This window comes from Haliea sp. E1-2-M8, assembly GCF_030649675.1.
Classification (GTDB): domain Bacteria; phylum Pseudomonadota; class Gammaproteobacteria; order Pseudomonadales; family Halieaceae; genus Haliea.
In genome coordinates this window covers 266,814-287,347 of record NZ_JAUTDR010000001.1, presented here as the reverse complement: position 1 = coordinate 287,347, position 20,534 = coordinate 266,814, and the positions used below count along the sequence as shown (strand labels likewise).

14 protein-coding genes are annotated in these 20,534 nt (G+C 63.2%); 9 read left to right on the top strand and 5 right to left on the bottom strand.

Annotation, left to right across the window (positions count from 1 at the left end; translation table 11 throughout):
* Window positions 1-19: 19 nt before the first annotated feature.
* Window positions 20-1,645, bottom strand: coding sequence for a glycerol-3-phosphate dehydrogenase/oxidase (locus Q6D67_RS01280; protein WP_304703701.1), 1,626 nt, complete (start codon window positions 1,643-1,645; stop codon window positions 20-22).
* 152 nt (window positions 1,646-1,797) lie between these two features.
* Between Q6D67_RS01280 and Q6D67_RS01275 the strand changes: the two genes are divergently transcribed.
* From Q6D67_RS01275 to Q6D67_RS01255, 5 genes are all read left to right on the top strand, one after another.
* Window positions 1,798-2,832, top strand: a complete 1,035-nt coding sequence (locus Q6D67_RS01275) for a medium chain dehydrogenase/reductase family protein (protein ID WP_304703700.1) — start codon at window positions 1,798-1,800, stop codon at window positions 2,830-2,832.
* 60 nt (window positions 2,833-2,892) lie between these two features.
* Window positions 2,893-3,048, top strand: a complete 156-nt coding sequence (locus Q6D67_RS01270) for a hypothetical protein (protein ID WP_304703699.1) — start codon at window positions 2,893-2,895, stop codon at window positions 3,046-3,048.
* Window positions 3,049-3,066: 18 nt separating this feature from the next.
* Window positions 3,067-3,894 (top strand): OmpA family protein, encoded by an 828-nt coding sequence (locus Q6D67_RS01265; protein ID WP_304703698.1) that lies wholly within the window; start codon window positions 3,067-3,069, stop codon window positions 3,892-3,894.
* Between the two features lie 115 nt (window positions 3,895-4,009).
* Window positions 4,010-4,966: an alpha/beta hydrolase gene (locus tag Q6D67_RS01260; protein WP_304703697.1), complete on the top strand. Its 957-nt coding sequence runs from the start codon at window positions 4,010-4,012 to the stop codon at window positions 4,964-4,966.
* Between the two features lie 23 nt (window positions 4,967-4,989).
* Entirely contained in the window at window positions 4,990-6,570 is a 1,581-nt protein-coding gene (locus Q6D67_RS01255) for an AMP-binding protein (protein ID WP_304703696.1), read from the top strand.
* A gap of 206 nt (window positions 6,571-6,776) precedes the next feature.
* On the opposite strand, the gene Q6D67_RS01250 is transcribed toward Q6D67_RS01255, so the two are convergent.
* A complete protein-coding gene (locus Q6D67_RS01250) occupies window positions 6,777-7,661 on the bottom strand; it encodes a DMT family transporter (protein ID WP_304703695.1) in 885 nt (294 codons plus the stop codon).
* Window positions 7,662-7,825: 164 nt separating this feature from the next.
* Here Q6D67_RS01250 and Q6D67_RS01245 point away from each other — a divergent pair, with 164 nt between their 5' ends.
* Entirely contained in the window at window positions 7,826-8,290 is a 465-nt protein-coding gene (locus Q6D67_RS01245) for a hypothetical protein (protein ID WP_304703694.1), read from the top strand.
* A 38-nt stretch (window positions 8,291-8,328) separates the two neighbouring features.
* On the opposite strand, the gene Q6D67_RS01240 is transcribed toward Q6D67_RS01245, so the two are convergent.
* From Q6D67_RS01240 to Q6D67_RS01230, 3 genes are all read right to left on the bottom strand, one after another.
* On the bottom strand, window positions 8,329-10,815 hold the full coding sequence (locus Q6D67_RS01240; protein ID WP_304703693.1) for a vitamin K epoxide reductase family protein: 2,487 nt from the start codon (window positions 10,813-10,815) through the stop codon (window positions 8,329-8,331).
* Between the two features lie 178 nt (window positions 10,816-10,993).
* A complete protein-coding gene (locus tag Q6D67_RS01235) occupies window positions 10,994-11,617 on the bottom strand; it encodes a DUF3565 domain-containing protein (RefSeq protein WP_304703692.1) in 624 nt (207 codons plus the stop codon).
* A gap of 502 nt (window positions 11,618-12,119) precedes the next feature.
* A complete protein-coding gene (locus tag Q6D67_RS01230) occupies window positions 12,120-13,796 on the bottom strand; it encodes a bifunctional diguanylate cyclase/phosphodiesterase (RefSeq protein ID WP_304703691.1) in 1,677 nt (558 codons plus the stop codon).
* A gap of 245 nt (window positions 13,797-14,041) precedes the next feature.
* Here Q6D67_RS01230 and Q6D67_RS01225 point away from each other — a divergent pair, with 245 nt between their 5' ends.
* From Q6D67_RS01225 to Q6D67_RS01215, 3 genes are read left to right on the top strand one after another with little or no spacing between them, the layout of a single operon-like run.
* Window positions 14,042-17,911 carry a DUF2225 domain-containing protein gene (locus Q6D67_RS01225; RefSeq protein ID WP_304703690.1) on the top strand — a complete coding sequence of 1,290 codons (3,870 nt, stop codon included), beginning with the start codon at window positions 14,042-14,044 and terminating at the stop codon, window positions 17,909-17,911.
* 18 nt (window positions 17,912-17,929) lie between these two features.
* The gene (locus Q6D67_RS01220) at window positions 17,930-19,903 is read left to right on the top strand and encodes a hypothetical protein (RefSeq protein ID WP_304703689.1); all 1,974 of its coding nucleotides are present in this window, start codon (window positions 17,930-17,932) and stop codon (window positions 19,901-19,903) included.
* A gap of 1 nt (window position 19,904) precedes the next feature.
* Window positions 19,905-20,042, top strand: coding sequence for a hypothetical protein (locus tag Q6D67_RS01215; protein ID WP_304703688.1), 138 nt, complete (start codon window positions 19,905-19,907; stop codon window positions 20,040-20,042).
* Window positions 20,043-20,534 lie beyond the last annotated feature (492 nt).

The following is a 20,534-nucleotide window of genomic DNA, read 5'->3' as shown; positions in this document are numbered from 1 at the left end:
CGCGCTCAACGGGACATGGTCATATCTTGCGCTGGTCGCCCCCCAGCCGAGCCAAATACTCTTCAATCTCGTGTTCCGCCTCCGCCCCGAACAGAATCTCTGCCGCCCGCCGCAATCCCGGCGCCTCGGCGATATCCTCCGGCCGCAGTACCAGTTCGATCTTGGAGCGGCGGCGCATGAAGTCCTCCATTTTCACCACCATCTCGCGCTGCGCGGTCAGCTCCATTTCGCAGCGGGTGTATTCGGCGCGTGCGATCAGCAGGCGGGCGCAGCTGCGATCCTCGCGGATGCGTTCCAGCAGGTGGAAGGCGGACTGGCCGTAGCGGCGCCAGAAGCGTTCGCTCAGGAGCTCGGAAGATGAGGGGTCGGTGAGTGCATCCAGGTTCATCAGCCGCGCCTGGCGCAGATATTCCTCGTGCACTACGGCCGGCGGCTCGCCGTACCAGCCTGCATCGGGCTCCGGCACCTCAATACCCAGCCTGGCGAGCTCGGCTACCACCTCGTCGCCCACGTTCAGGCAATCGGTAAGCTTGCCGCCAAGGATGCTCAGGTGCTGGCGTTCTCGGTCCACCTCGACCACGTGTTTGCGCGAAAGTTGTACCCAATCTGCTACGCCGCCAGTGCCACTCACGGCCAGGGGGCGTACACCGCAGCGTTCGGCAATTATGCTGTCGCGGGTGAGGGGCGGGTCCATGTCCAGAAGGGAATTGATGTTGCGCAGGACGAAGTCGCGGTCTTCGTCGGTCACGCCAACTTCAGGGGATTCCACCTGGGTGTCGGTGGTGCCGACGCAGGTGCAGGGACCCATGGGAATGAGGAAGAACAGACGGCCGTCACTGGCGAAGAAGGTCAGCACGCGCTTGTTGTCGGTAACGCGGTTGACGATCAGGTGAATCCCTTTCGAGAACAGGTGGTGGTGTGTGGTGGGCACGTGGGCGCCCCGGTTGAGTTCATCCAGCCAGGGACCGGCAGCGTTCACCAGGGCCTTCGCCGCGACGGTAAAGGTTTCGCCGCTGATTGCATCCCGCGCCTCCACCAGCCAACGCCCCCGGTCCCGACGCATTGCGGTAGCGGCGACGTAGTTGGCGGCTACGCAGCCGTAGTCCAGGGCCTTGCGCACAAAGCCGAAAACAAAGCGGGCGTCGTTGTCGTAGAGGTAGCAGTCGGAGTACTCCACGCCGCCGGCGGCGTGTTCCGTGTTGATCACCGGCTCGGTGGCTTCGAGTTGGCGGGCGCTCACATACCGGGGCGGCTCCGTCTTGAAACGCCCCATGATCCAGTACAGCACGCTGCCGAGGAAGATGAAGAACGGCGGCCAGCGGAAGCCTTTCTGGATGGTGGTAAAAAAGCGGATCTCTTTCACGGTGGAGGGATAGGCGCGCATCAGCTCATTGCGGGAGCGGCAGAGCTTGTTGACCAGCAGGAACTCCCAGCTCTCCAGGTACTTGATGCCGCCCCAGGCGAGGTTGGAAGACTGGGAGCTGACCCCGCTGGCGAAGTCCTCGCGTTCGATCAGCGCCACCTTGACCCCGCGCCCGGCCAGGGCCGCGGCGGAGACGGCGCCATTGATGCCGCCGCCAATGACCAGCACATCGAATTCCTGGCCGGCGAGCCGGGCGAGATTGGTCTGGCGCAGTGTTGTCATGGGGCAGTTGTACGCTCCGTATCGGTGCCTGGTTCCTCCGACACTCTAGCAGCAGCTGCAGTGGCAACAAACAATCTGATTGGACAACAGTCGCCACGACGGGTAATACTTCCGCCGCAGTTGAGACTAACAAGCATTAGGGCGTATTAACCATGACCTCCACCCCCTGGCAGCACGTCCAGCTCACCGCCTTCGGTGGCCCGGACAAGCTGCAACTTGTCAGCGAGCCCACGCTGCCCGAGCCAGACCCGGGCCAGGTGCGGGTGAAAGTGCTGACCGCCGGTACCGGCTTTACCGACACCATCATCCGCCAGGGCCAGTATCCGGGAGTGAAGCAGAAGCCGCCCTTCACCCCGGGCTACGACTGGTTCGGGGTGGTGGATGCCATCGGCAGCGGCGTGGACACGCTCCAGGTCGGCGATTGCGTAGCAGACATGCCGGTGATCGGCGGCTACAGCCAGTACTTGCTGGCAGACGCTGCGCGGGTAATTCCCTGCCCCGTCGGTCTCGACCCGGCCCAGGCGGTGTGCATGATCCTGTCCTACACCACCGCCTTCCAGATGCTGACCCGTGAATGCACGCTCAAGCCTGGCGACAGCGTCCTGGTCCACGCCGCCGGGGGCGCGGTGGGTACGGCCCTGCTGGAGTTGGCGCGGGAACTGGGGCTCACGGCCTACGGCACCGCCTCCCCTGGCAAGCACGAACTGGTGCGCAGCTTCGGCGCTACCCCCATCGACTACCGCAGCACGGATTTTGTCGAGGAAATCTCGCAGCTGACGGGAGGAAGAGGCGTGCAGGCGGTGTTCGACACCATCGGCGGGCACAACTGGTCCCGCTCTTACCGCTGTGTCGCCAAAGGCGGCAAGCTGGTAGGTTTTGGCGCGCTGCAGGTCAGCACCGGGGAGGAATCGATTCCTGGCCTGCTGTGGGGATTCGCCAAACTCCTCGGCCTCTGGCGCTGCCTGCCTGATGGGCGCCACACCGGGTTCTACAATATTCAGTCCCGGCGCGAGAAGCTGCCAGACGAGTTCCGGGAGGATGTCATGACGTTAATGCAGTGGCTCAAGGACGGGCGGCTGCACCCAGCCGTGGCGGAGCTGAGGCCGCTGGCGGATGCGGCTGAAGTCCACCGCCTGATCGATGCGGGTGCGGTGGCGGGCAAGATCGTGCTGGATTGCCAAGCTTGAGCCAGGATGGCCTGAGATCGCTGGAAGCACTATAACAAAAAACGTAGATGGAGAAGTCCGATGAGGCTCACCCGAACCCTGATCCCGCTGTTACTTGCCCTCACCGTCGCGCTGCCCGCCGTGGCAGAAGAGTGTACCGATGTCGCGGGCGCTGACCATCCACAGGTACCGCGCTATGACGGCACCTGCCTGATAGCGTACCTCGAACGCGCCTAAGACGAGGTGCTGCTGCCAATGGGACCGGTGATTGAGCGCGACGGAGCACGCCAACCGGAAAGCAGTGAAATCCTGGAGGGCAAGTCCACCCGGCTTATGTATCTGGCGCCCGCGGGGCGCAGTTCGCTGGAGGTCTTTCGCAACTACGAAAGTTCGTTGCAGGCTCGTGGCTTTGAGGTCCTCTTTGACTGTTCCGCAAACGACTGCGACGCCCGCGGCGGCAAGTCGCTGCAGGACTCGATTCTCCCGGCCGGTCGCCGGATTGGCAAGGCGGGCGACCACGCCGCAACCGCTTTTAACTTCAACGTCAAGGATCGTCGCTATCTGACCGCGCGCAGCGGTGACAACCAGACCTGGGTCGGCGTTTATGTCGCGGAGGCCAAGCACATGTTTCTGCGCGCGCCAGACAAGCTCCGCGTTGCAATCCACGTGGATGTGCTGGAAGTTCAGGACATGGAAGAGCGCATGGTGGATGCGGCCGCGCTGGCCAAGGGGATAGGTGACAAGGGCAGCGTCACCCTGGACAATATTTACTTCGACTTCGGTGCCGCCACACTCACCGCCCAATCCGACAACGCCATCGCTGAAGCCGCCCGATTACTGCGGGACAACCCGGACCTGGACATCTACGTGGTCGGACACACTGACTCGGTGGGCGCCTATGAAGGCAATCTTGCCCTGTCGCGGCAGCGCGCCGAGGCCGTGGTTGCGGCCCTGGCCAGCGGCCATGCTGTCGACCGCGGCCGCGCGATCCCCGCCGGGGTCGGCCCGCTGGCCCCCTTCGCCAGCAACGCCACCGAGGCCGGTCGCGCGGAAAACCGGCGGGTGGAGCTGGTCGCCCGCTGAGAGTTTGCACCGGGGTATTGATTGTTGTACCCCGAAGGCGGGGCGGTGGGCGTGACACTCGCCGCCGCGCGTCCCACAATAAAATCCCTCTATCAAAGGTAACGGAACCCCAGCGATGAAATACAACATAGACCCCGAACTGCGCCCCATCCTCGACCTGCTGCCACCCTTCGACCTGAAGGAGCCGCAGACAATGCGCGCCACCATGGACGCCATGGTGGCGCCGGGCAATGCAGAGCTGGATACCAGCGGCATCACTATCACGGATCACAGGATTGAAGGAGCCGCGGGCGACCCCGAGGTAGCGGTGCGCGTGTACCAACCAGCGAATGCCAGCGGCGCGGTGCCCGGCCTGATCTACCTGCACGGTGGCGGTTTTGTATTCGGCAATCTGGAGAGCGAGCACGCGACCTGTGTGGCCCTGTGCCGCAATCTGGGCATTGTGGTGGTGTCGGTGGACTACCGGCTGTCGCCGGAGACGGCTTTCCCCGGCCCGCTGGAGGACTGCTACGCCGCCCTCGGCTGGACCCACGCCCAGCGCGACAGCCTCGGCATTGACCCGCGGCGGCTCGGCATCATGGGCCAGAGCGCCGGCGCCTGCCTCGCGGCGGCCACAGCGCTGGCAGCGCGGGAGCGCGGCGGCCCGGCGCTGTGCTACCAGTTTTTGTCCATCCCGGTACTGGACGACCGGCTCGACACCCCCAGCATGCGGGACTTCACCGACACTCCGATCTGGCACCGGGCCAATGCTGAACAGAGCTGGGACTACTACCTGGGCAGCAACTACCAGCGCGGCGCGGAAAACGTCCCGGCGCTCGCTGCCCCGGCCCGGGAACCGAACCTGGCCGGCCTGCCCCCCGCCTGCATCACCGCGATGGAGTTCGACCCGCTGCGCGACGAGTCCCTGATCTACGCCCAGCGCCTGCTGGCGGCGGGGGTGTCCACCGAGATCCACTGCTACCCGGGCACCTTCCACGGCTCCAGCATGGTGGTGGACGCGGCTCTCAGCAAACGCGGCGTGGCGGACATGTTCGCCGCGCTCGCCCGTGGCCTCTGCGTCGATCCGCAATAAACACTGCCAGGAGCCGCACCACAATGGATAACAATTCGCTCTACCACCCGCCCCTGATGCCTCACCTGCTGATCGAGGGCCTGAACCGCTACCACGACCAGCCCTGCCTGTTCCTCGGCGACAAGGTCGCAACCTACCGCGAAGTCCGCGAGCGCACCAGCCAGCTGGTGCAGGCCCTGCAATCCCTGGGCCTGGGTCGCGGCAGCCGGGTGGCGGTGATTTCCGGCAACCGCCCCGAGGTATTGGCCAACATCGCCGCCATGCAGCTGGCGGGCTGTATTGGCACGCCACTGCACCCGCTGGGCTCGCTGGAGGACCACGCCTACGTGCTGGAGGCGGCGGAAATCGACGCCCTGGTCTTCGACCCGACGGCCTTCGACGCCCACGCCGGCGCCCTGCAGCAGCGGGTGCCGGGGGTGAAGCATCTGCTGTCCTTCGGCCCCAGCGACAGTGGCATCGACTACCTGGATCTGGCGGACGGCTTCGCGCCCCAGCCCCTGGTGGCGCCGGACGTAAATCCGGAAGATATCGCCTCGGTCAACTTCACCGGCGGTACCACCGGCAAGCCCAAGGGGGTGATGAGCAGCTACCGGGTCACCAGCTACATGACCCAGATCCAGCTGGCGGAGTGGGAATTTCCCGAGGATCTGCGAATGCTGATTGCCACGCCCCTGTCCCACGCGGCGGCGGCCTTTTTTATCCCGGTACTGCAGAAGGGCGGCGCCTTCTACGTGATGCAGGGCTTCAGCCCCGACGGCTTCTTCGACATGATTGAACAGCACCGCATCACTGCCACCATGCTGGTGCCGGTGATGCTGTATATCCTGCTGGATTCACCCCGGGCCAAGACCGCCGACATGTCGAGCATGGAATCCATTTTCTACGGCGCCTCGCCGATGAGCCCCGCGCGCCTGAAGCAGGCCATTGAAATGTGGGGGCCGGTGTTCTACCAGTTCTTCGGCCAGTCCGAGGCGCCCATGGTGATCGCCAACATGCGCCGCGGCGAACACGACCTGAGCAAGCCCGAACGCCTGGCGGCCTGCGGCCGGCCCTCGCCCTGGGTCCATCTGGCGCTGCTGGATGGCGACGGCAATCCGGCGCCCGCCGGGGAGCCGGGGGAAATCTGCGTACGCGGGCCACTGGTGATGAGCGGCTACAAGGACATGCCGGAAGCGACCGCCGAGGCCTTTGCCGGCGGTTGGCTGCACACCGGCGACGTCGGCCGGCTGGATGAGGATGGCTTCCTGCATATTGTCGACCGCACCAAGGACATGATCGTGACCGGCGGCTTCAACGTCTACCCGCGGGAGGTAGAGGACGTGCTGTCACGGCACGAATCGGTGCAGCAGGTGGTGGTGATCGGCGTGCCCGATGAGCAGTGGGGCGAAGCGGTGAAGGCGGTGGTGGTAGTCAAACCCGGCATAACCGCAGACGAGACCCTGGCCGCCGCCCTGAAACAGCAGGTGAAGGACGCCAAGGGTTCCGTGCAGGCGCCGAAAAGCGTGGACTTCGTCGACGCCATTCCCCTGACGCCGGTAGGCAAGCCCGACAAGAAAGCCGTGCGCGCCCGCTATTGGGGCGACCAGGCGCGCGGGGTCAGCTAGCCATCCAGTGTAGGAGCCCGCTCCGCGGGCGATCGCGCAGGGACTGCGCTCCCACAGAACCTGCGCTACCCGGCCACCGTAGGAGCCCGCGCCGCGGGCGATCGCGCCGGGACTGCGCTCCCACAGACCCTGCGCTACCCGGCCACCGTAGGAGCCCGCTCCGCGGGCGATCGCGCAGGGACTGCGCTCCCACAGAGCCTGCGCTCCTACATTAGCGGCTTTTTGCGCCGCAACCGCACCACTCCGGTGGCTATTCCCGTACCCAACAGGGTAACGACCATGCCCACCAGCACCTGCAGGCTGATGGACTCGCCCAGGAGCAGGAAACCCCAGGCCAGCGCGCTGACCGGCACCAGCATGGTCACGGTGGAGGCGGCGGTAGCACCCGCACTGCCCAACAGCTTGAAGTAGAGCAGCAGCGCTGCGGCGGTGCTAAGAGCGGCCAAGCCCAGGGCCGCGCCCCAGGCGGTATCGCTGACCGGCGCCTCCGGCCACAGCAGCAGGCCTGGAACCAACAACATCACGGCCGCCGCCGCACAACTGCCGGCGGCGAGCACCCGGCTCGGCAGGTGAGACAGGTGGGTCCGGGAATAATTGCCGCCAAAGCCATAGCACAGGGTGGCAGCCAGCGCCGACAGGATAAACCAGCCGTCACCGCCGGCGCTGAAATCCAGCCGTCCCCCGGACAGCACCGCCACGCCGATCAGGGCCAGGGTAAGGCCCAGAATCTGCTGGCGCAGGATCGGGGTGGCAAAGAACGTTGCCCCGATCAGGGCCGTGGCAATGGGGGTGGCGGCATTGATCAGGGAGGTAAACCCCGCTTCCAGGCGCATAGTGGCGAGGGCAAGCAGGGTATAGGGCAGCGCCGAGGTCGTCAGGCCGAGCACAAGCAATGGCCCCAGATTCTGGCGCAGCAGACGCAGGTACTCGGGTTTGGCCAGCAGCGGCGCCAACAACAACGCGCCCAACGTCATGCGCAGCAAAATCAGGCTTACCGCGCCGAACTCGGGCGCCGCCACGCGCATGAAGATGAACGAGAATCCCCACAGTGATGACAGCAGGAGCAGGCGCAGAGTGTCGGCGGGCGACATGGCGGGGAACCTTCGGTTAATTTGGTCTACATTCTATCAATGTACGCCACTCGTCAGATAGGTTAGCCCGGACTCGCCAACTGCGGCCGTCTGGAAGTCGTCTGGCAAATACGCCACACTGAAAAATTGCCGGGATGTTGATCCTGGAACAAGGAGTTGACGTCATGACCACCACTTTTCATTCCCTGGCTCACCTGATCGAGAATGCCATCGAAGTCCATCACCTCAGTGCGCCACTCTACGAGTCCCTGCAACACAAGACCGGTGACCCTCCCTGCAAGGAGTTGCTTAAGCAGATGGCAGAAAATGAAGCGCGCATGGCGAACCAGCTGGAGGAAATGGTCGAGCGAGCAGACGACGACATTCTGGACACCCGGCTGCAGTACGCCCGGGAGCAAGTTCCCCAGGAGTTTATCGATTCCATCACGCCAGAAACCGATGAGCTCAGCCTCGAACAGATCGGTCGTCTGGGCGAACAGCTGCACGGCTATCTGATCGAACTACTGGAGGGCGCGAGTCACAAAATTCCCTCGACACAGGGGGAAGAATTGCTGCAGAACATCATGCAATTGGAGAAAGCAGAAGGACGTTCCTTCAGCCGCAAGGCCAACGCCGCCTTCGACATGTAAACGACAGGCAGTGGAGGCCCACGCCCGATGGCTGCACATCACCCCAGCAGCCGGTTCCAGTCGCCGTAGTGCCCGGGGATCGGGCCACGCCGCAGGCTCAGGGCGCCAAGTGCGACAGCGCACAGCAGGCTCGCCACGAGAGCCGGCAAGGCCGCGCCGTAAACCCATGGCGTAACCAGCAAAATCACCGCGAGAGGAAGCAGCAGCCAGCGCACAGGCCTCGCGGCACCCGCCATGGCGACCACGGCTATGGCAATCACCATCGCGCCCACAAAGTGATCCCAGTCCGCCATGCCGCCCTCGGCGCCCAGAGTGACCCGGGTAAACATCAGCCAGGCACCGATCAGGATACACAGCGCAAGGTTCCAGGGCAGGTTCACACCCGTGGTGAAAGCCTCGCGCAGCAGGGACCCGGGGCCGCATTGCTGGAAGCTGGTGTCCTCCGGTTCGCTGCGGCCCTCATCGGTATCGCCCGTGAAAAAGATTTTCAGCACCGGCGCTCCCGCGCGATACCGGCGCAGCAGGAAGCCGCCGGTGGCCACGAGCTCGTTGCAGGCGTAGGCGATCTGCAGCAGCATCGCGCCGGCGCCAATCAGGCACAGGGTGCACCAGGTGCCGAGCAGAATCGGCTGGATGATGATAAAGGTGATGGACACTGCCCCGAGGGGTACGATCAGTACACCGAACGAAGCCACCACCCAGGGCATGGTGCGCCAGCGGCGTGTGCCGCCGAGCAGGCCCAGCATGATCTCCAGGGCGTAGACCATGCCGCCAAGGCCGGCATCGGGAACTGGCCAGGCCTCGGATAAATCAGAGGTGATGATTTCCTCCGTGCCGTTCTTGCCTTCGATCCCGGTACCGACGAAGAACGGCTCCCACACGGCATCGATATGGCCAAGCTGATAGGCCGCCAGATAGCGGGAGATACAGAAGCCAACCAGCGCCAGCAGAATAATGGGAAAGCGCTGGTACCAGCTCGACGGATTGTTGTCCCAGCCGGGCGGCGTGGTCGGCCCGGTGTTTGCCGCCACCGGTGATACGCCCGGCGCCGGCCTCACCAGGGCCGACAGGCCGATAGCCAGCAGACCGGTCACGGTGCCATTGAGATAGGCGGCCGCACTTTCTGTCCAGAAAACCAGCGGCGCAAACATCAGCCATACGCCCACCAGTGCGCACACCCAGCGCGCCCAGCCGTAGCGCCAGGACAGCGACATACCGGCAAATACCAGCAGTGCCAGACCCGCCAGCGCGTCGCTGTAAGCCAACCAGGTACCGCCGTAGCCGAGCGCCGGCGGCGAGGTGATCAACCAGGCGCCCACCGCCATGTTGAGCCAGTGGGCCCACTGGGTCTGGCGGTGCTGCTCCCGGTAGTGTTCGTTGTGCCGCGCCAGCAGGCGGTCCGGATTGCGGCCAAGCTCGTCGGCCTCCTCCATCCAATCCGGCGGCGTGACGCCATTGGCTGCATACCAGCTCCGGGGGTCTTGCTTCAGGTTTTCCACCAGAGTTGCCAGCACATCGAACAGCTGATGGCGCGGCCGCCAGCCCAGCAACTCCCTGGCACGGCTGGTATCCAGTTCATAGTGGTCGTTGGCGAGCTCGACCATGAAGGGACGGATGAAGGGCTTTTCGCCTTTATCGAAATCATCCGGAACAAGAGGCTCCGCCTTGGCTTCGGCCCAGGCACCGGCCTTGGCCGCGGGCGCGGGGACGCTGATAGTCCTCCACTCTTCCTCACCGTGTAGCAACTCGCCAACTCGATTCTGGATGGCTTCATAGCTGTCACTGCGCTCCTCACCGACCAGGATCGCCCCCTCCTTTGGCAGCTCGTTGCGCTTGTCGATGGTGCGCCGAAACGCATCCATCATGTCCTGCTTGTGGAGGAAAGCCTGGCCGACGCCTGTGTTGCCGGCGTACAAGTGGCTTTTCAGGGTGCGCTCGTAAATGCGTGCAATCTGGTGCGCCAGTGTGGGCACGCAGGTATGTTCGTCATAGACACCCGCCAGCCGCAGCAGAGTGAAGGGCATGTCGCCTGCTTCCTTGCGGATTACTTCCTCGGTCTCCGCCTTTGAGCGCGGATAGATCCAGCCGGGTTCGATGGGAGTGTCTTCGGTGATCTTCTGGCCCGGCACTCCAGGGCGGTGAACCAGCATGGTACTGGAGTAGATGAACCGATCCACGGTAAAATCGCACAGCCCCCTGAGCAGATTACGGGTGCCCTCCAGGTTGACGGCCTGGTACATCGGCGATTCCTCGCCGGAAAAATCGAAGTAAGCCGCCAGATGAACAACGGCCGCGAATTCCCTGCCGTACTGGTCGGCAATTTTTCGCAATGCCAGCTGCACGGAGTCCGCCGAGGTCAGATCGAACTCGAAGCTGTCGTCAGCTTCTTCTGCGTGCTCAATATCCAGTCCTATCACGCGATAGGCGGACTTCAGTGCCTGCGTCAGTGTCGTGCCGATATCTCCGGCAGCGCCGGTAATCATTACCAACGGTTTGCTGTGCTTGCCTGTCTCCGTGCTGGCCATCCTCACAGTCCTTCGGTTGAGAAATTTCCGTCAACCCGGGCTAGCCGCCTGGCTGTAGGCGCAGTTCACTGCGCCTGCCCTGCTTGCGCACGGGGCTGCGTCTCGTTGCCTGATGGATTTTTTCAGTATAGAAGATAAAACGCGACATTGCCGGACGGAGGGGCCGACAAACCAGCCGCTATCCGGGCCGCACCCCACCGCAAAGCACCTTGGTCACCGCCTCGGTATCCATGTACTCCTTGAGCTCCAGGAGCTTGCCGTCGCGCCAGGTGAACAGGGAATGATAGTGGTTGACGTAGTCATGGCCGGACACGTGGCGCCCTTTGCCCGTCGCCTCCACCGCCACCCGGTTGCCCTCGGCGGTAACCGCGTGGATTGTGTAGCTCAGCCCGGCGGGGAAGGCCTCCAGCACACTGCCGGCAAACTGCCGGATCTGTGACTTGTCATAGACGCCGGAAATCAGGGTGCCGCCCATCGTGTGCAACTTGCCATCGTCGGCATAAGCGTCGGCGATAAAATCGGCGTCGCCGCGGGCGATGGCCTGGATCAACCGGAGGGTGCGCTCGCGGTTGGATTCCACAACCACCTTGGGCACCTTCGGCTCATCCGCGGGCGCCCCCAGCTCGCACTTCTTGCAGGCCAGGTCCTGCCCCAGCATGGACGCCCGCCCCTCTGCCGTTTCCACCCAGGGACGCTGGGCAAGGGGTGGCTGATGCCGCACGTGCTGGTAGTGGCCGCAGGCAAGTTCCGCCACCCAGTCGTGGTGTTCATCCTGGTGATAGCCGGCAATGGCCTGGTGCATGACATCTTCCTCGCTGCGCGTTGGGACGGCAGTGTAGCTGGAATAGCCAGGTTTTTCGGGAAATTGGTACTCCCGGCCAGTAGCGGACGTTTCCTGCCCCCCGTTAATCAGCCTGATGCCCAATTATTTACTTTGCCTTCGAGTTTGGTACTGCACAGAAGAAAGTCGGTTGTTACTGATAAATAGGACAACTGGCGGACAATCTTGAAGAATTTCGAGTAGTGTTCTGTTCCGTCTAAACGTACGGTTGTACTGATGATTGCGCTCGAGCTCATACCCCAGGAGAAACGCGAGGAGGCCTTTCAGAGGCGACTCGATGAGCTCTTGAAGAGCCCTAAATCTCGGTTCATTCACTTCGGAATCGCAGAAGGCATGTATGTCCTTGGGATAAGTAGCTACCGCTACAAAGGTATGGTCATCCGGCTAAACGATGCCAAAGATCCCCGTGTGGTTGTAGCCATCAATTAAATACACCACAAACCCGGCCCGGGCGAGTGCTGCTCTAGTTTCGATGCCCCACCGCGAAGTCATTCGCATCCAACCATGCCTGTAGGCCGTCCGCGGGCTGCGCTGCGCTCCAAAGAAAACCCTGGCCATAGTCGCATCCAAGGTCCGCGAGTATCCGTGCCTGCCCCTCCGTCTCGACACCTTCCGCCGTCACCGTCAGGCCGAGTGCGTGTCCGACTTCCACTATCGACTGCATCAGACGACGCGCCTTGGCATCTGCTTCAAGGGGGGAGATGAACTCGCGGTCGATTTTTACATTGGTGGCCGGCAGACGACGCAGATAGCCAAACGAGGCGAAACCGGTACCGAAGTCGTCGATGCACACGCCGATACCCGCCGCGCGCAGCCTGGCCAGCATTCTGGTGGTGGTTTCCGGATCCCGCATCAGCGCCGATTCCGTCACCTCAACCTCAAAGTGTGCCGCCGGCGTGCCGGAGGCCTGCAAACTGTCGATCAGTGTGTCGATCAAATCCTCGTCGCCAACGTTGCGGGCGGCCAGATTGATGCTCACCGGGATCAGCAACCCGGAGCCAGCATAATCGATGGCCGCGCGGATCACGAAACGGCTGAATTCGTCTATCAGGCTGGTCTGCTCCAGTTTTAATATGTATGCAAGGGGCAGCACAATCTCCCCGGAAGGCTGACGCCAGCGCGCCAAGGCTTCCGCACCGGCCGGCTGTCCGTCGGCCAGGCGCATCTTGGGCTGGTAATGGAGTTCGAACTCACCGGCCTGGAGCGCCTGTTCGACTCCCGCGATCAGCTCCATGGTGCCCTTCTGATTCGATTCGATCCTGGGCTCGTAGGCGACCCACTCCCGTTCCATCGTCGTGGCATGGCGCAACGCCACGCGTGCGCGGCGTATGAGCTCATCCGTCCAAGGCTCACCGTTGATGTCGACATGACCGATACCGATAGCCGGCTCGATCCTTATGGGCATGCCGTCGACTTCGAACGTGGCGGCGGCCGCCTGGTGCAGGGTAGGCGCGACCCGTTTCAGCGTTTGGGCATCCTTGGCTCTGATGACAAAACCCAGCTCCGAACCGCCGAAACGATAGACCCCCGTGACTTCGGGACAGACACGGAGAAGATACTGCGCCACTTCATGCATGATCTTGTCGTCGGCGCCAAGGCCAATGACGTCGATGATCTCGGCGAGATCCGTGGCCCTCAAGAGCATCAGCGCCATTCGGCTCTCGTCCGCGGATCGATGGCCGAGAGACGAGTCGAGCTCCGCCCTGAGCGCGAACAGGTTGGGCAACCCCGTCATCGGGTCGACACGTTCCGCCTCGATCACCGCCTGCGCCTGTCGCCGCAACCGGTCATGCAGCGCCCCTGCAATGACGCCGATGAAGACGAAAATCACCAGACGCGGCAGCCAATGCCCCGGCCCCTGCGGCTCCCCGCCGATGGTGTCCAGGGGTACGTAAAGACCAAGGAGAAGCGCACCCAGCAGCGCGGTCAGAAAACCGCCTGGAACACCGAACCACGCCGCACCCAGTAAAGCGGGCAGCACCACGGCATAGGAATAGGGACTGCGCGCCCCACCGGTGTAGAAGACCAAAACCAGGCTTACGGCAAGCAGGACGGCAATCGTCGTGAGATAGAGTATATGGCGCGTCCAGGACCGCTGGTGGGTAAACAGTTTCGCGGAGAGCCAGAGTCGGTTGAGCATTTAACGTTTTCCCTGCACCGCGCACTCATGTACACGCGAAAGTAAATTCGCTCGTGATGGACATTCTAATAATGGCACACAGTCAAACGTATGCCACCTTTGCAGTTGCAGCGCGGAAATTGCGCGCTCCTGGCTGACGCCCAATGGGTGGATTTGCATCAAGGGCGGAATCTGCTAGTCTGAAATTATCGTTCAGCACCGCATATTCCGAAGACCGCCCGTAGACCACAAAGCGGAGTTTGAGGATGCCGATCGTTCTAGGTCAAGTCACCGCCGCCGGGCGCCCGATCTCGGGCTTGCTCGTCGAAGCCTTTCACGTAGATCGGGGATTCACCTCGGCACTCCCGCTCGGCCGACGCGATGCCTTGAGCGACCACCAGTTGTTGCGACTCGGCTCAACCCGCAGCCTCGCATCTGGCGAGTTTTCAATCGAATACGCACTGACCGGTCCGCCCTCGCGCTTTCCGATTTCGTGGAACTCACGGAGGGCCAACCTTTGGCTCGCCGTGTCCTCATGCTGCGACGACGCCGGGACAATGGAATTTATCTACCAGGCCGGCGACATCCGCTTCTGCGCGGGAGAGACAGAGGAATTCATCGTCTGCCTGCCCGCGGACTTCGCCGATGCCAACAACCCGGCGACCCCGCCGCCCGTGCAGCCCGGCCCCGAGGCGATCCTCGCCGACCAGACCGCGCGCATGGCACGCAGGGCCGCGCGCAGGAATATCGCGGCCGAACGCCTCGCGCTCAGCGATCAGCGCCGCGACGAGTTCAGGAAGACGGTCGCGCTTGAGCTCGAGGCCCGGATGTCTCTGGTCGAACGAGACAACAAGGGCGTCGCCCGCGACCCACTCTTCGTTGAGCAGGGAGCTTCGGTCCGTCAGGCCAGCGAGTTCGCGATCGCCGACCGCCTCGCCACCGACCTCTCGGTTGATCTGCCGCTCGCGGACCGGATGACGCTCAAGGGCCGCATCTCGCTGACGTCGCAGCAACTCCTCGCGCTTGAGGCGCGCGCCGGGGCGACTCGCCGGGGCGGCGACGACGTGGGTGATGCTGGCGACAATGACGACACCATAACAGTCAGGGAAGAAGACCTGCGCGTGGTCCTCGCCGGCGAGGACGGCTCGGGCGCCAATCCCGAGGCCGACGGCCAGATCGTCAACCGGATCGACGCGCTGAACCGCTTCTGCCGCGACCGGCGCCGCGAGATCTGCTTCGACGACGAACCATGGAACGAGGGGGATAACGACGGGCAGAACGAGGACGGCAACCACATCGACGATGACAACGGCGGTCCCCTTCCGATCGAGGACCGGCGGCCCGCGGATACCGCCGGCCGCACCGGGCGGAACGTCACCGTCGACGAGCTGAAGGACGTGCTGCCGACCTACATCGCCGCGGTCCTCGACGAACGCTCGATACTCGATCCCGGCCAGTCGCCGCTGCCCGCGCCGGGTTCGCGCCTCGACGAGGAGGGAATTGCGGCGGCCGATAGCTTCCCGAGCCTGACTCTACCGCCGGGCCCCGCCGACGTGCCGGCCTTCTTCGATTTCTACGACCTGCAAATCGCATTTTCCCCGGTCTGGCAAGAGGCGCTCGACGACGCACTGATCGCCGATGCGGAAGCGATTTACGAACGTTTCGTCGAGGGCGGAGGGTCCTCAACGCGCTTCCTCGATTCGCTAATCTTGCGCAACGGCATATCCCTGTGGTCGCAGGTCTCCACGCCGGTTGACGTCGAGGTTCAGCGCCATGCCGAGATCGACCAGCGCGAATGGGACGCGTTGTCCGCATCGCAGCAGTCCGAGCTGTCGGACATCGCCGACGAGATCGAGACCCGCTTCGAGTTTCTGTTCCAGCGCAAGTTGCAAGGCAACGTGTTCGACGACGGACTCACCAGCGGCGACCTCGACACGTTCAACCGAACCAAGGAATACGTGATGACGCGGGTGGACGAACTGCGCGACCAGGCCGCGCGCATCGTCGCTGCTGCGCGTAAGGAACTCGAACGGCAGGCGGCCGGAAAGTCGATCCTGCCGAACAGCGACATCTTGAACCAGCTGCGCGGGCGGCTGAACTCAGCCTACCCGGCCAAGTACTTCGCCGCAAACCGCCGCCAGCGCAGCGTCAATTTCGGCCTGATGCTGACCTACCGCCAGCGCTGGACACCGACCGCCTACCAGGTGGGCGAGTTGATCAAGAGCATACCCCTGGCCCCCAAGGAGGTGCGCAAGTATTCCAAAAAGACCGTGCGCAAGCGCCGCCGCGCCCGGAAGGAGATCGAGACCAACCTTGAGGCGATGAAAAGCGAGACCAACTCGACCACCCGCGCCGAGGCGGAGATCGTCCAGGACGCGATGGACAAGACCAACTTCAACGCCTCGGCCAATGGGTCGTTTACCGTCGGCGTCTGGTCAGGCGGTACCAGCTCGACCCTCAGCCAAGACGCCTCCAACAAGTCAGCCGAGACTAAAAAGCGGATGCACGAGGCGGTGATGAAGGCCGCGCGCGAATACCGCAACGAAACCAAGGTCGAGCTCGAGACCGAAGAATCCTTTGAGGACACCTACGAGGAATCCGGTGAGATCTCGAATCCCAACGACGAGCTGACCGTCACCTACCTGTTTTACGAGCTTCAGCGCCGCTACCGGGTCGAGGAACGCCTGCACCGCATGTCCTCGGTCGTGCTGGTCGCCCAGGAAATGCCTCGGCCTTCCGAGATCGACGAGGATTGGCTAATCACGCACCGCTGGATCCTGAACCGCGTACTTCTGGACGACGCACTGCGCCCACCACTCGACTACGTGGCCGAGAACAGCGTGGCCGACCAGTTCGCGCTCGAGGAAGCGCGCAAGTCGCTGGAACAGCAGCGCCGCCTGGTCGAGGAATTGAGGGAGGACATCACCGAATCCCGCGGCTTGACCGAATCCCGGTACGCCGCGCTGCAACGTTCGATGGAGCGTTCGGCCCGCGCCGCGCAGCGCAAGACCCGCAGCGGCGAGCTGTTCGGCTTCGCGCGCAAGCTGACTTCGGTCGGCATCGTTGGCAACCTCGTCGACCGGTTCATCGGCGGCGAGGGCGAGCCCCCCGAGGCAGCCCGCGTGCGCGAGGCTGCCGCACAGGACGCATACCAGCGCGAGATGAACAAGCTGCGCGACCTCGAGGCGCAGCTTGCCCAGATGAACGTCAGCCTCGCCCGCGCGACCGAGGACTTCGCCGACCGGCTCGGGGCGCATCTGGCCATGACCGTCCGGGTGTACGAGTTGCGCAACCACATCAAGAGCTTCATCACGCACTACATGCAGGCGATCTGGATGCACGAGCCGTTCCAGCAGCGCTGGTTGCGGCTGAAAGACGTGCCGGTGCCGGTCCTGCACCGTTCTCAGGCCACCAGCCGGTCCTACCGCATCCGTCGAAGCGCTTTGTCGGGGGCCCTGGCCAACGTCGCACACCTGCGCACCTCGATCCATGATTTCGAGGTCTGGCCAGAGATCGAGCCGCCAACCGTCGCGCAGCCCGTCGGCGATCAGGTGGTCGAGACCGTGCCACTGTACCAGGTCGCCGACATCGACGACCTGATCGGGTTCCGCGCGAACTATATGATCTTCCCCATGCAGAAGGCCAACGCGATCACCGACTTCATGATGGAACCCTACGTCGAGCGTGCCGCCGGCGGCTTCGGGATCACCGACCCCGACGACCTCGGCAACATGAACCTTGACGACTTCCTCGACTACGTCTGCTGCCTGAAGGAGAACCTCGATCCGAAGGAGTTCGCGGCGCTGGAGGACGGGCTCAGGGCGCAGCTCAAGAGGCTGCTGCAATCGCCCCTCCGCGACGACGAGGAAATCGTGGTGCCGATGGACGCCATGTATATTGAGGCGCTGCCGGGATCGCGCCCCATCCTCGAGGACTTCAAACTCCTTCACCGCCAGCTCGACGCCGCCGACGCACAGGAGGATCTGCGCCTGAAGCGGATGGAGAAGATCCGCTACGCGCAGCGGCTTCTGGCGGGCCGCACCGACGACCCCGCGGCAGATGCCCGCTACGAGTTCACCGGCAACCCCGACCTTGATTTCGCGATTGGCGATCCGCAAGGCGGCGGCGGGCCGTGACCGTCCTGGCGGCCTGACATGGGTGGCAAGTTCGGCAACCGCAGCGGCGGAAGGAAGAAAAAGGCACGGCGCAAGCCGCCCCGTTACGCCCGGCCGCCCGACGCGTTTCCGCAGAAGCTCATCAAGGATCTCGGCAAGCCGAGCGCCCGGATCCGCGCGCAGAACGAGTTCCTGAAGGACCTCACCGGGCCGGTCAAGGACGCGGCGCGGCGGTTCTACGGCAAGACAAGGATCCGGCAGCTGCCCAAGCTCAAACTACTCGAGAAGGAAATGCTCGAGATCGTCCGGGCCTATCCTGACGAGGTACCCGAGGCTCACCTGAACCGCGCGCGGCGGATCTTCGACCGCGCCTACGACCTGGGGCAGGCCTACGAATCCAAGCCGATCTGGCGCGAAGCCTACCGCGACCCCGCGTTCCGGAAGATGCTGGAAAAGGCGCGCGAGGCCGGGGTCGTGCGTTATACCGAGGACTCGATTCGGGTGGGCAATGCACCCCAGATCAAGAACCGTATCAACAACAAATGGACCGCGCTGCAGATCGACCACTGGCCCCCCCGCGAACGCAACCCGTTCAACACGTTCAACGGCGACAGCCTGGCCCCAGTCAGCGCGGACACCAACGAATACCGCAAGCTGTTCTCCGAAGGGTCGGCCTTCCCCATGGAAAGCGCGCCCGGTGCCTCGGTCGTCGACAAGATCGAGGATTTCGCGCAGCGGAACGGGCTGACCAAGTCGCAGCGGTCCAAAGGCATGCCCGGAGGCGGAACGGGCGGTCTACCCGGGGCGCGCACGCGTGCCGGGGCTGCCAACGATGCGGCTACGTCCACAAAAGCGACCGGTAGCAAGACCACGGCCCATACACTCGACGCCCCGCCCAAGACCCCAAAGGCCAACCTGCCCACCGCCAGGGCGCGGATCAATTCGGGCGGGTTCTCAGGCGGCAGGCTCGGCCTCAGGCGCACGCTCAGCGCGCTCGGCAATGGCGTCAACATGGCCTTCCCAGACCCGCTCGACCTCGTCACCGAGCCCCTGCGCCTGGGCTTCGTCGGCAGCCTCCTCGTCGGCTTCGCGGTCGAGGTGATGTTCTACCTGCTCGAACGCAGACTGGCCAAGGTGAACGCCGAAGGCGTCGCCCGCGAATATCGCTCGAAGGTCTACGAGGGGATGCGCGTTCAACAGGGTGGCCAGTCGTTCAGGTCGCTGGTAGAAGACACCGTGCGCACGGTCCAGACTGACTGGACCGACCTCGAGGCGTTCGGCGGCAAGCAGCTCAAGTCGACCTACACCTACGCCGATTACCAATACGACATCCTGTTCGAGATGCAGGCGGAGTCCTTTGCCGACGGGCTGATCTGCGTTCTGCGTGGCTTTCGCTTCGTCGAAGTCTACCAGGATGTCGTTCCGTGCGGCGAGGTCGAGGTGGTCTCCTATCCCAAGTCGCTGTCCGAAAACCGCATCATGCAGCAGGACCGCACGCAAATCTCGGACAAGAACCTTGTGTGCTACCGCTACCGGCACCGGATGTTACTCTGGGACCCCGAGGTCCACCAGCGCTACATCCGGCTGTGGAACCGTCACTACGAATGTATCGAGGAGCTCAAGAAGGTCGTCGCCCTGCTCAGCGGCAGGGAGCGCGAGGCCGTCGAGAAATACGCTAACCGCACGGCTGAGCTGGTGCGGCAGTACCGTTTCCTCGATGCTATCAACCTACTTACTGAGGAGCATCCGGATGCAGATCGGTTCGGCCCACTCTCTTCCCGCGCGAAAGAGCTTTTGAAACCCGTCGTCACTTTCGCGACGACTGGCGACGAGCTGGTCACCGGGGCGAAGAAGCTCCAGTCCGACCGCAAGAATCTGCTTCTGATGTTCGCGGGAACTGACATTTTCGCGGCCCGGCGCAAGGACGCCAGGAGCCTCCTTAAGCACAAGGCCTCGAAGGTCAAGATCGATCCCCTGCAATTCTTGGCGCCGTTCTCGAAAGTTCTGTATTGACGTGCAGACTCTGGCCGCAGTCGGTGCGGCCGAGTCGCCTCATGCAGGCATTGATGGCGCCATTATGGTCGGCGTCTTGCTCTTCCTCGACCATCTGCGCGAGGAAGGCTGCGATATTCTCATTGATATGGTCTATTAGTTCGCCGAACGTTTGGCAGCTTCAGCGATATCCATTCAAACCTCTTGACTTCAAGTCGTACGCTAGCACCATGTCCAGATCAAGACAAACACAGGAAAGAAACATTAACTATTTGCTAATCACTTCATTCATCGGGGTTGGCGATGGTGATTCAACAGAAGACGCTACAGCCAGTGAAATTCGAAATCACCCCACAAACCCGAGAGTCTCTGGAGAAATGGGTGGCCTCAAAGGAATTAGCATACGACGACTATTTGTTTCCAAGCCGTATCCACGCTAACAACCACATGAGCACCAGGCAGTATGCGCGAATCGTAAAATTCGATCTCACAAATTGGTTTACAGCCGGAAGATTACGGCACCCACTCGTTGCGGAGGACCAAAGCCACCCTGACCAACTCAGTATCTGACTGCCCGGTGACGTGTTCGATCTAAATACAGTCCCGACATCATTTATCTAATAACCTTGAATTCGTCTCTCGGCCAGAGCAG

What these genes read in the sequence shown, in the direction of transcription:
- Q6D67_RS01255 (WP_304703696.1), top strand. Translation starts at nt 4,990, where the DNA reads ATGGATAACAATTCGCTCTACCACCCGCCCCTGATGCCTCACCTGCTG.
- Q6D67_RS01280 (WP_304703701.1), bottom strand. Translation starts at nt 1,645, where the DNA reads ATGACAACACTGCGCCAGACCAATCTCGCCCGGCTCGCCGGCCAGGAA.
- Q6D67_RS01235 (WP_304703692.1), bottom strand. Translation starts at nt 11,617, where the DNA reads ATGCACCAGGCCATTGCCGGCTATCACCAGGATGAACACCACGACTGG.
- Q6D67_RS01250 (WP_304703695.1), bottom strand. Translation starts at nt 7,661, where the DNA reads ATGTCGCCCGCCGACACTCTGCGCCTGCTCCTGCTGTCATCACTGTGG.
- Q6D67_RS01275 (WP_304703700.1), top strand. Translation starts at nt 1,798, where the DNA reads ATGACCTCCACCCCCTGGCAGCACGTCCAGCTCACCGCCTTCGGTGGC.
- Q6D67_RS01270 (WP_304703699.1), top strand. Translation starts at nt 2,893, where the DNA reads ATGAGGCTCACCCGAACCCTGATCCCGCTGTTACTTGCCCTCACCGTC.
- Q6D67_RS01260 (WP_304703697.1), top strand. Translation starts at nt 4,010, where the DNA reads ATGAAATACAACATAGACCCCGAACTGCGCCCCATCCTCGACCTGCTG.
- Q6D67_RS01245 (WP_304703694.1), top strand. Translation starts at nt 7,826, where the DNA reads ATGACCACCACTTTTCATTCCCTGGCTCACCTGATCGAGAATGCCATC.
- Q6D67_RS01230 (WP_304703691.1), bottom strand. Translation starts at nt 13,796, where the DNA reads ATGCTCAACCGACTCTGGCTCTCCGCGAAACTGTTTACCCACCAGCGG.
- Q6D67_RS01265 (WP_304703698.1), top strand. Translation starts at nt 3,067, where the DNA reads ATGGGACCGGTGATTGAGCGCGACGGAGCACGCCAACCGGAAAGCAGT.
- Q6D67_RS01225 (WP_304703690.1), top strand. Translation starts at nt 14,042, where the DNA reads ATGCCGATCGTTCTAGGTCAAGTCACCGCCGCCGGGCGCCCGATCTCG.
- Q6D67_RS01220 (WP_304703689.1), top strand. Translation starts at nt 17,930, where the DNA reads ATGGGTGGCAAGTTCGGCAACCGCAGCGGCGGAAGGAAGAAAAAGGCA.
- Q6D67_RS01240 (WP_304703693.1), bottom strand. Translation starts at nt 10,815, where the DNA reads ATGGCCAGCACGGAGACAGGCAAGCACAGCAAACCGTTGGTAATGATT.